The following is a 10,103-nucleotide window of genomic DNA, read 5'->3' as shown; positions in this document are numbered from 1 at the left end:
CAGGGGGGGGGGGAAGCGGGGGCTTACAAGCCTAGGCCCGGAGGCCCCGGCGGATCGGATCTTTGCCCATCATGGCCTCCGCGAAGGTGCGGTTCTCCGCAGGGCCGGGGTGTGGAACGCCACCGCCGGGGTAGACGGTCAACTCCATGGTGACGAGGACGGGCCGATTTCTAGCGTTGCGGACATGATCATAACGACGTATCCGGCGGCGGCGTCCGGGGGCGGACCCGAGGGGGGCGTCGCCGGGTGGCTGACCGACATGATGGAGAAGCTCGGCGCGCCCGGTGCGGGACTGGCGGTCGCGCTGGAGAACCTCTTCCCGCCGCTGCCGAGTGAACTGATCCTCCCGCTGGCCGGGTTCACGGCCGCGCAGGGCGGGATGAGCCTCGCCGGCGCCCTCCTGTGGACGACGTTCGGGAGCGTCGCCGGCGCACTCGTCCTCTACTGGATCGGGGGAGCCGTCGGGCGGGAGCGGGTCCGCCACCTCGTGGACCGGATGCCGCTGCTCAAGCTCGACGACCTGGACCGCACGGAGGCGTGGTTCGCCCGGCACGGCACCAAGGCGGTGTTCTTCGGCCGGATGGTCCCGGTCTTCCGCAGCCTGATCTCCGTCCCGGCCGGGGTGGAGCACATGCGGCTGACGCAGTTCCTGCTCTACACGACGCTCGGCAGCGCCCTGTGGAACACGGTGTTCGTCCTGGCCGGATACCTGCTCGGCGACAACTGGCAGACGGTCGAGCAGTACATGGGCATGTACTCCAAGGGCGTGGTGGCGGCGCTCGTCCTCGCCGTGGCGGTGTTCGTCGCGGTACGCGTCCGCAGGGCCCGGCGACGCCGGCGCGAGCGCGCGGACGAGCCGTCGGCCGACGACGACGAACACCCGGCACCTGCTGCGGTACCCGGCTCCCGAAGCGATTCCGTCGAAACGGACTAAGAGGTATGGATCGGGTATACGTCCGGGCGTACGGTCGCGGCACCCGTGCCGTCCGAGGGGCGGGGCGATGAGAGCGTTCCGTCGTCCAGGGCGCCGGCGAGCCGAAACCTCAATGTGGAGGGAGAGGTCGTGGCGGACACCAACCGAGGCGTCGTCTACCAGGGGCAGGGCAAGGTCACGGTCGAGGACCTGGACTACCCGAAGCTCGAACTGGCCGAACAGGACGGCCGCAAGCTGCAGCACGGCGTCATCCTGAAGGTCCTGGCCACCAACATCTGCGGGTCCGACCAGCACATGGTGCGCGGCCGGACGACCGCCCCCGTCGGGCAGACGCTCGGCCACGAGATCACCGGCGAGGTGATCGAACTCGGCCGGGACGTCGAGTTCGTCAAGAAGGGCGATCTCGTCAGCGTCCCGTTCAACATCGCCTGCGGCCGCTGCCGCAACTGCAAGGAGCGCCACACCGGTGTGTGCGAGAACGTCAACCGGGACCGCCCCGGCGCGGCGTACGGGTACGTCGACATGGGCGGCTGGCACGGCGGCCAGGCCCGGTACGCGGTCGTCCCGTACGCCGACTTCAACCTGCTGAAGTTCCCCGGCGACCGCGACACGGTGCTGGCGAAGCTGCCCGACCTGGCGATGCTGTCGGACATCCTCCCCACCGGCTACCACGGCGCCTACACCGCGGGCGTCACGACGGGCTCCACCGTCTACGTGGCGGGCGCGGGCCCGGTCGGGCTCGCCTGCGCCACCGCCTGCCTGCTGCTCGGCGCCGCCGTCGTCATCGTCGGCGACATGAACCCGCAGCGGCTGGAGCAGGCGCGGCGCTTCGGCTGCGAGACGATCGACCTGTCCCGGCACGAGAACGTGCCCGAGCAGATCGAGCAGATCCTCGGCGTCCCGGAGGTGGACGCGGCGGTCGACTGCGTCGGCTTCGAGGCGCGCGGCCACGGCCCGGAGGGGTCGGCCGGGGAGCAGCCCGCGACCGTCCTCAACACGATGATGGACATCACCCGCGCCGCCGGCGGGCTCGGCATCCCCGGGCTGTACGTCACCGACGACCCGGGCGCGCCGGAGGAGCGGGCCAAGGCGGGCCAGCTCGGGCTGCGGTTCGGCCTCGGCTGGGCCAAGTCGCACTACTTCGTCACCGGCCAGTGCCCGGTGATGCGGTACAACCGGCAGCTGATGATGGCGATCCTGTACGACCGGGTCAGCATCGCGCGCAACGTCAACGCCCAGGCGATCCCGCTCGACCAGGCGCCCGAGGGCTACGCCGAGTTCGACCGGGGCGCGGCGACGAAGTACATCCTCGACCCCCACGGCGCGGTGGGCGCCGCGGCCTGACCCCTGCCCGATCCCGTCCGCCGTGACCGGCAGGGCGGGGCCGGGGGCGTCACTCCGGAACCGAATCGACGGCGTACCGGGTGCCGCCCTCGGCGCGGGCCAGGGCGAGGAGCGCGCGGTTGGCGGCGAGCATCTCCGGTACGGACGCGCAGCCGGGCGATGCCGTCCGCAGCACGCTGAACAGGACGGGGGCGTCCGGCGCGGCCGGCATCGGTACCCGCCCGATCCGCAGCGCCTTGATCAGGATGACGCCGCTGAGGCCGAGGTCGCCGGGGGTCATGGCCGCGAGCGTCGCCTCGATCACGGCGGCGGCGCGGGACATGGGCAGGAAGACCATCCCCCAGGGATGCGGGCGCGCCCACTCGCCGAGCGCGATCAGCTTCTCCACGTCCGGGCGCATGCGGTCGCAGAAGGCGGCATAGGGCAGTTCCTCGGTCTCCGAGGTGCCGGCAGGAGGCTCGTGGCCGTCCCCGTACAGGACGGCCTTCACCTCGTACGCCCAGCCGGTCTCGACGGGTTTCACCTGGGCCGATATGTGGTCGGCCCGCGTCTCGCGCTGGACGCGGAGCACATCGGCGGCGTCCCGGCACGGGATGGTGCAGCTCAGCACCCGCTCGGACGCGGGGACGAGCCGCAGCGTTGCCGCGGTGATGACACCGTGCCGGCCGAGGCCGCCGCGGACGGCGTCGAACAGCGCGGGCCGGACGGCGGGGGAGCAGGTCACGGGCTCGCCGTCCACGACGACGTCCAGCGCGCGGACGTTGTCGGCCTGCGTGCCGTGGACGTGCGACGTCCCGCCGACCCCGCCCGCGGAGAGCGTCCCCCCGACCGTCATGTCGAGGTGGTCGGTCAGGACGGGCGGGGTCAGGCCGAGCGGCAGGGTGGCCGCGAGGACCTCCCGCCACGTGGCGCCGGCCGCGGCCACCGCCTGCCCTTGCCCGACCTCCACGCCGGTGAGGCCGCGCATGTCTAGGGACACGCCGCGGGTCAGCGACTGGCCGTATGTCGAGTGCCCCATGCCGCGCGGCACCACCTCGGCGCCCTGCGCGGCGGCCGTGCGGACGGCGTCCGCGACCTCCTCCGCCGACGCCGGCCGCACTACGCGGAGGGGCGCGCACTCCACGATCCCGCCGAAGTCGCGTCCGCTGCGGGCGGGCCCGCCGGCATCGAGCATGGCCCCAGCATCCCGCACGAGGCGGTCAGCGGTCGCGCAGGCGGGCGGCCACGCGGCCGAGCGCGTCGCCGAGCATGTCGATCTCCGCGGGCGTCAGCACCTCGATCAGGGCCTCGCGGACGACGCGCCGGTGCCCCGGCCGGACCGCGGCGAGCGCGGCGGCGCCCTCGCCGGTCAGCTCCGCCCAGATCGAGCGGCGGTCCGACTCGCAGCCGGTCCGCTTCACGAACCCGGCCCGCTCCAACTGGGTGACCTGGTAGGTGAGGCGGCTCTTCGACACCATCACCTCGCGGGCGAGGTCCGACATGCGCATCCGGCCGCCCGCCGCGCCGTGCAGCTTCACCAGCACCTCGAACTCGGGGTGGGAGAGCCCGCCGTCCCGCTTGAGCTGCCGCTCGACCTCCTGGTCGACCAGATGGCCCGCGGCCAGGAACGCCATCCAGGCGCGCAGTTCGCGCGCTTCCAGGGGCTCGCCCGCATCGCTCATACGGTGATTCTAGTTGGCGTGAAAGCGGGCCCGAATCTTCTAGATGCTCGGATTTTGAATCATTCCGGCAGGTGTCCCGCCGGTGCCGGCCGGGTCGATGTGATCTGGATCACACTTTGTCCGCCCAGGTGGCCGATGTGACTGGCGGGTAAACATCGGTCACCTGGCGGGAAAGGAATGTGGCCCGCTCCAAACCCCGGGAGGGGTCGCCCGGCCGCCTGACATCTCCCTTTGCGGGACCTCGCGCCTTACCGTCGAAGTGACAAGATGTTCCTGATGACCGTTTCTGGGCATGAGTGATCGCTGAGAGTTCCTTGAGAGGCGGGTCGCAGGTGTCGCGCGGTAGTGAGTTCGTTGTGGTGGCCAACCGCCTTCCGGTCGACCGGAAGGTCGGAGCGGACGGTGTCCCGCGCTGGCGGCGCAGCCCAGGCGGGCTGGTCAGCGCCATCGCCCCGGTGATGCGGAGCAGGAAGGGCACCTGGATCGGCTGGACCGGTGCCCCCGACGAGGAGCTGGAGCCGTTCGAGGAGGACGGCATGTCGCTCCACCCCATCGCGCAGTCCGCGGAGGAGGTCGAGCTCTACTACGAGGGCTTCTCGAACGCGACGCTCTGGCCGCTCTACCACGACGTCGTCGCCCCGCCCGTCTACGACCGCGCGATGTGGGACGCCTACGTCCGCGTGAACAGGCGGTTCGCGGAGGCGGCGGCCGAGGTCGCGTCCGAGGGCGCGATCGTCTGGGTGCAGGACTACCAGCTCCAGCTCGTCCCGCGGATGCTGCGCGAACTGCGGCCCGACCTGCGGATCGGGTTCTTCCTGCACATCCCGTTCCCGCCGCTGGAGCTGTTCTGGCAGCTGCCGTGGCGGCGGCAGATCCTGGAGGGCCTCCTCGGCGCCGACCTCGTCGGCTTCCAGCTCCCGGGCGCGGCGGCCAACTTCGTGCGGCTGTGCCGGCGTCTCCTGGAGGCCCGCTACGTCAAGCAGGACGTCTTCTGGGACGACCGTGTCGTGCGGGCGCGCGCGTTCCCGATCTCGGTGGACGTGGGCGAGCTCGACGACCTCGTGGGGCGCCCGGAGGTGCAGGAGCGGGCGCAGGAGATCCGCAACGACCTCGGCGACGCGACCGTCCTGCTCGGCGTCGACCGCCTCGACTACACCAAGGGCATCACGCAGCGGCTGCAGGCGTTCGGCGAGCTGTTCGAGGACGGCCACCTCAAGCCGGGGCAGGCCGTGTTCGTGCAGATCGCCACGCCGAGCCGGGAGCGCGTCGAGCAGTACCAGCTGCTCCGCGAGGAGATCGAGCAGCAGGTCGGCCGGATCAACGGCGAGTACGGCGAGCTCGGCTTTCCGGTCATTCACTATATGCACAGCTCGTACGACCGTCCCGAGCTGACCGCGCTCTACCTGGCGGCGGACGTCATGGTCGTGACCCCGCTCCGGGACGGGATGAACCTGGTCGCCAAGGAGTACGTGGCGTGCCGCAAGGACCTGCGCGGCGCCCTCGTGCTCAGCGAGTTCACCGGCGCCGCGGCCGAGCTCAAGCGGGGCGCGTTCCAGGTCAACCCCTACGACATCGACGGGCTGAAGCAGACGCTGCTGTCCGCCCTCGCGGCCGAGCCCGCCGATCAGGCGCGGCGGATGCGCGTGATGCGCCGCCGCGTGATCGAGAACGACGTGGACCGCTGGGCGCACACCTTCCTCAGTGAGCTGGAGCGTCCGGAGCGCTCCGTCCAGGTGCGTCCTGCTCCCGTGTCCGCGGAGGGCTGACCCGCAGGTCGAAGGCCGCCCAGACGGCCTTGCCGCCGGTGGCGAGCCGCGCCCAGCCCCACGCGTCGCTGACCGCGCCGACGACGAGCAGGCCGCGGCCGCCCTCGACGAACCGGTCCGGGTCGCTCGCCAGCGGCTCGGGCGGGCGCCCGCTCGGGTCGGTCACCGAGACGACGAGCCGCCGCGGGTGCGCGATCAGCACGAGCTGGATGGGGCACAGCGGCAGCGGCTGGGGGAGCCCCTCCATGCCGTGCCGCAGGGCGTTGGTGGCGAGCTCGGACACCGCGACGACGACGTCCTCGATCCCCGTGTCCAGCCCCCATTCGCCCAGCGTGGCCTGGGTGAACTCGCGCGCGGAGCGCGGGGTCGTGATCTCCGCGGGGAACACGCGCCGCGCCGTGCGCGGCGTGCCCGTGTGCGGCGTGGGCCATAGCCCGGCGAGGCCGGGCTCGACGGCCGGACCGGCCGCGGAGCCGGTCGCCGGCCCGTGCGGGCCGTGCGGCGCCCTGTGGGCGTCCGGCCAGGGGTGAAGGGCCGCGCCGTGACGCGGCCGGCCGCCTCCCATGGCGGTGGGAGCTGCGACTTGGTCTGCCTGGTCAACGGTCATGGTCTGAACCTCAGAGGCGTGCGGGGACGGTCACCGGCGAGCGTTCGCTATCTTGCTCCCCAAGCCGTGCAGATGCAAGACCGTCTGCATGAACGAATGCAAGAACGAATGCACGTGCATCTCGTACCATTTGTGTGGGGTGGGGCGAGATCGCGGCCTTCCGGCAGGAAGGCTGGAGACGCCTAGAGGGGGCAACGATGGACGGCCAAGCGATGTCGGACGTCTGGCGCAGCAGGCTCGTCTGGCAGAAGAGCCGGCGCAGCAACCCGTCGGGGAACTGCGTCGAGATGGCCGAACTCCCCAGCGGGGAGATCGCCGTGCGCAACTCCCGTGACCCCGAGGGAGCGGTGCTCGTCTACACGCGCGAGGAGGTGGAGGCGTTCGTGGGAGGGGCCAAGGACGGAGATTTCGACCACATGCTCGTCTGACGTGCCGGGATGGCCGCCCGCGGACAAACCGAACGGGATTCCATTCCGCCGTCCGGCCCGGTAGCGTGCGGCCATGCATCTGGGGCAGATCGCCGGACAGTCGCCCGACAAGCCCGCCGTCGTGATGGCGGGCTCCGGGCGGGTCATCACCTTTCGGGAACTCAACGAGGAGTCCAACCGGCTCGCGCAGCTGCTCCACGCGGAGGGGCTGCGCCCGGGGGACCACATCGCCTTCATGCTGGAGAACCATCCGCTGTACCTGGCCATAGCCTGGGCGGCACAGCGGTCGGGGCTCTACTACACCGCCATCAGCACGCGGCTCCAGCAGGAAGAGCTCGCCTACATCGTCGGCAACTGCGGGGCCAAGGCGTTCATCACCACCGCGTCGATGGAGACCGCAGCCAAGTCCCCGCCGGAGGTGCCGCTGCGCCTCATGCTCGGCGGCACCGCACCGGGCTACGACTCCTATGAGGAGCGCGTGGCCGAGCATCCCCCCACGCCCATCGAGAACGAGTGCGAAGGCGTGGACATGCTCTACTCGTCGGGGACGACGGGCCGCCCCAAGGGGGTGAAACCGGCCCTCTCCAAGGCGCCCATGGGCGAGGGGGGCCCGCTCTACCAGCTGATCTCGCTGCTCTTCCAGCCCGACGCCGACTCGGTCTACCTGTCGCCGGCGCCGCTCTACCACGCGGCACCGCTGCGCTACTGCATCACCATGCACCGCTTCGGCGCGACGGTCGTGGTCATGGAGAAGTTCGACCCCGAGGCCGCGCTCGCGGCCATCGAGAAGTACGGCGTGACCCACAGCCAGTGGGTGCCGACCATGTTCATCCGGATGCTGAAGCTCCCGGAGGAGACCCGCGCCCGCTACGACGTGTCGAGCCTGCGCGCGGCCGTCCACGCCGCCGCGCCCATCCCCATCCCGATCAAGGAGCAGATGATCGAGTGGTGGGGGCCGATCCTGCACGAGTACTACGCGGGGACGGAGGGCAACTGCTTCGTCTACACCAACTCCGAGGACTGGATGGCCCACAAGGGCACCGTGGGACGGTGCGTCCTGGGCGAGGTCCACGTCGTCGACGACGACGGCAACGAGCTGCCGCCCGGTGAGCCCGGGACGCTGTACTTCGGCAACGGCCCGCAGTTCGAGTACCACGACGACGACGCCAAGACGGCCGCGTCCAGGGACCCGAAGGGCCGCGGCTGGAGCACCCTCGGCGACGTGGGGTATGTCGACGAGGACGGCTTCATCTACCTCACCGACCGCCGCGCCTACATGATCATCAGCGGGGGGGTGAACATCTACCCGCAGGAGGCCGAGAACGTCCTCGCCGTCCACCCCAAGGTCGCCGACGTCGCCGTCTTCGGCGTGCCGGACGCCGAGATGGGCGAGGCGGTGAAGGCGGTCGTGCAGCCGCTGGCGATGGACCAGGCCGGTCCCGAGCTGGAGGCCGAGCTCATCGCGTACTGCCGCGACCAGCTCGCGCACTACAAGTGCCCGCGCTCGATCGACTTCCGCCCGGAGCTGCCCCGGCACCCGACCGGCAAGCTCTACAAGCGGCTGCTGAAGGACGAGTACTGGGCGGACCGTCCCGCGACGGCCTGAGAAGGCCCTGAACGGCGAAGGCCCCGGCCGGGTCACTCGGATCCCGGCCGGGGCCTTCACTGCGCCAGAGGCACGCTCAGTGCATCGGCATCGGCGTGTCCACGCTCCGCAGCTCGGGCCTCCTGCGCGGCAGCAGCAGCGCCGGCAGGAACGCCAGGGCGATCAGCCCGACCGCGTACCAGTAGGTGTGCTGGAACGCGTCCGCCATCGGCCCGGCGATCTTCTCCATGACCTGCGGCGGCACCTCCTCGGTGGAGCCGATCTCCCCGCCGGACCCGCCGCCGAGCCTGGCCGACAGCTGGCGGGCCAGCAGCACCGACATCATCGCGGTGCCGATGGACGCCGACACCTGCTGGATGATGTTCAGCATCGTGCTGGCGCGCGGGACCTCGTCGTGCACGAGGGTCTGGATGGCCGCGGCCATGGTCGGCATCATCGTCATGCCCATGCCGAGACCCATGACGAACAGCACGGCGCCGAGCGTCCAGTAGGACGTGTCCGCCCCCATGACCGCCGCGAAGGCCGCCACCGACGCCACCACGACCGCCATGCCGACCAGCACGACCCGTCCCGGCCCGATCCGGTCGGTGAGCTTCCCGCCGATCGGCATCGTGACCATCGCGCCGAGCCCCTGCGGGGCCAGCAGCAGGCCGGCGCTCATCGCGCCCTCGCCCCGCACCGTCTGGAAGTACAGCGGCAGCAGCAGCATCGCGCCCATGAACGCGATCGAGAACAGCACCATCGTCCCGGACGCCGCCGCCACCGACCGGCGCTTCAGCAGCCGCAGGTCGATCAGCGGGTTCCGCGCGGACAGCGCCCGGAACACGAACCCGATCACCAGCACGGCGCCGACCGCGGTGAACACGAGCGGTTCGGTCAGCATGAAGTCGCGCTCCTCGGCGCCCCGCGCGACACCGTAGATCAGCGACGCCAGGCCGGGCGACAGCAGCAGCAGCCCGATGAAGTCGAGCCGCTCGGCGGGCTGCGGCTCGTCCGCCTTGAGGATACGGCCGGCCAGCAGCAGCGCGATGATGCCGATGGGCAGGTTGATGAAGAAGATCCACCGCCACGACACGTCGTCGACCAGCCAGCCGCCGAGGATCGGGCCGCTGATCGGGCCGAGCAGCATCGGAACGCCGATGATGCTCATCACCTGGCCGACCCGCTGCGGCCCCGCCGCCTGGGTCATGATCGTCATGCCCGCCGGCATGATCATGCCGCCGCCCAGGCCCTGCAGGACCCGGAATAGGATCAAGGACTCGGCCGACCACGCGAACCCCGCGAGCGTCGAGCCGAGCACGAACAGCACCAGCGAGATCATGTACAGCCGCTTGGTGCCGAACCTCGCACAGGCCCACCCGGTGATCGGGATCACCGTGGCCAGCGCCAGGGTGTAACCCGTCGCGACCCACTGGATCGTCGCAAGGGGGCTGTTGAACTCCCTGGCCAGGTCGTTGATGGCGACGTTGACGACGGTCACGTCCAGGATCGACATGATCGCGCCGAGGACGACGACCCCGGCCACCGCCAGCACGCCGCGGTCTAGACCTCCGCCTGCGTCGGGCTCCTCCTGGGGGCCGTCCGCCATCTTGGGAGATGCGGGAGCGGTCAACTCACATCCAATCGTCAGGCCCCGCATGCGGACATGCGGGGTCCAGGTGGTCACGTCTCAGGGGTACCGCCGCAAAATACTGCAGCCACTGACACTTCCGCGAACGATAAACTCTCGCGACTTCCGGGAGTATTCCGCCCACCCC

The 10,103-nt window shown here is 71.0% G+C and carries 9 protein-coding genes; 5 read left to right on the top strand and 4 right to left on the bottom strand.

Annotation, left to right across the window (positions count from 1 at the left end; genetic code table 11):
• The first annotated feature begins 184 nt into the window (after positions 1-184).
• Both E1200_RS26270 and fdhA read left to right on the top strand, forming a co-directional pair.
• Positions 185-934 carry a DedA family protein gene (locus E1200_RS26270; RefSeq protein WP_131954750.1) on the top strand — a complete coding sequence of 250 codons (750 nt, stop codon included), beginning with the start codon at positions 185-187 and terminating at the stop codon, positions 932-934.
• 129 nt (positions 935-1,063) lie between these two features.
• Complete coding sequence (gene fdhA, locus E1200_RS26265; protein ID WP_207933551.1) at positions 1,064-2,278, top strand: formaldehyde dehydrogenase, glutathione-independent; 1,215 nt, start codon at positions 1,064-1,066, stop codon at positions 2,276-2,278.
• A gap of 49 nt (positions 2,279-2,327) precedes the next feature.
• Here the strand turns inward: fdhA and E1200_RS26260 are convergent, their stop codons facing one another.
• Both E1200_RS26260 and E1200_RS26255 read right to left on the bottom strand, forming a co-directional pair.
• A complete protein-coding gene (locus E1200_RS26260; RefSeq protein ID WP_131954748.1) occupies positions 2,328-3,452 on the bottom strand; it encodes an FAD-binding protein in 1,125 nt (374 codons plus the stop codon).
• A 25-nt stretch (positions 3,453-3,477) separates the two neighbouring features.
• Positions 3,478-3,939 (bottom strand): MarR family transcriptional regulator, encoded by a 462-nt coding sequence (locus E1200_RS26255; RefSeq protein ID WP_131954747.1) that lies wholly within the window; start codon positions 3,937-3,939, stop codon positions 3,478-3,480.
• Positions 3,940-4,271: 332 nt separating this feature from the next.
• Here E1200_RS26255 and E1200_RS26250 point away from each other — a divergent pair, with 332 nt between their 5' ends.
• Positions 4,272-5,705, top strand: coding sequence for a trehalose-6-phosphate synthase (locus E1200_RS26250; RefSeq protein WP_131954746.1), 1,434 nt, complete (start codon positions 4,272-4,274; stop codon positions 5,703-5,705).
• Here the strand turns inward: E1200_RS26250 and E1200_RS26245 are convergent.
• Positions 5,638-6,312, bottom strand: coding sequence for an ATP-binding protein (locus tag E1200_RS26245; RefSeq protein ID WP_131954745.1), 675 nt, complete (start codon positions 6,310-6,312; stop codon positions 5,638-5,640). The genes E1200_RS26250 and E1200_RS26245 overlap by 68 nt on opposite strands.
• 197 nt (positions 6,313-6,509) lie before the next feature.
• Between E1200_RS26245 and E1200_RS26240 the strand changes: the two genes are divergently transcribed.
• Entirely contained in the window at positions 6,510-6,740 is a 231-nt protein-coding gene (locus E1200_RS26240) for a DUF397 domain-containing protein (RefSeq protein ID WP_131954744.1), read from the top strand.
• A gap of 73 nt (positions 6,741-6,813) precedes the next feature.
• Positions 6,814-8,346, top strand: coding sequence for an acyl-CoA synthetase (locus E1200_RS26235; protein WP_131954743.1), 1,533 nt, complete (start codon positions 6,814-6,816; stop codon positions 8,344-8,346).
• Between the two features lie 76 nt (positions 8,347-8,422).
• Here E1200_RS26235 and E1200_RS26230 read toward each other — a convergent pair whose 3' ends face one another.
• Positions 8,423-9,958 carry a DHA2 family efflux MFS transporter permease subunit gene (locus tag E1200_RS26230; protein ID WP_243708840.1) on the bottom strand — a complete coding sequence of 512 codons (1,536 nt, stop codon included), beginning with the start codon at positions 9,956-9,958 and terminating at the stop codon, positions 8,423-8,425.
• Between the last annotated feature and the right edge of the window lie 145 nt (positions 9,959-10,103).

The sequence above is a fragment of the Actinomadura sp. GC306 genome, assembly GCF_004348665.1.
Classification (GTDB): Bacteria; Actinomycetota; Actinomycetes; order Streptosporangiales; family Streptosporangiaceae; genus Spirillospora.
This window is presented reverse-complemented; position numbering and strand designations above follow the sequence as displayed.

What these genes read in the sequence shown, in the direction of transcription:
- E1200_RS26270 (WP_131954750.1), top strand. Translation starts at nt 185, where the DNA reads ATGATCATAACGACGTATCCGGCGGCGGCGTCCGGGGGCGGACCCGAG.
- E1200_RS26260 (WP_131954748.1), bottom strand. Translation starts at nt 3,452, where the DNA reads ATGCTCGATGCCGGCGGGCCCGCCCGCAGCGGACGCGACTTCGGCGGG.
- E1200_RS26255 (WP_131954747.1), bottom strand. Translation starts at nt 3,939, where the DNA reads ATGAGCGATGCGGGCGAGCCCCTGGAAGCGCGCGAACTGCGCGCCTGG.
- E1200_RS26245 (WP_131954745.1), bottom strand. Translation starts at nt 6,312, where the DNA reads ATGACCGTTGACCAGGCAGACCAAGTCGCAGCTCCCACCGCCATGGGA.
- E1200_RS26240 (WP_131954744.1), top strand. Translation starts at nt 6,510, where the DNA reads ATGGACGGCCAAGCGATGTCGGACGTCTGGCGCAGCAGGCTCGTCTGG.
- E1200_RS26235 (WP_131954743.1), top strand. Translation starts at nt 6,814, where the DNA reads ATGCATCTGGGGCAGATCGCCGGACAGTCGCCCGACAAGCCCGCCGTC.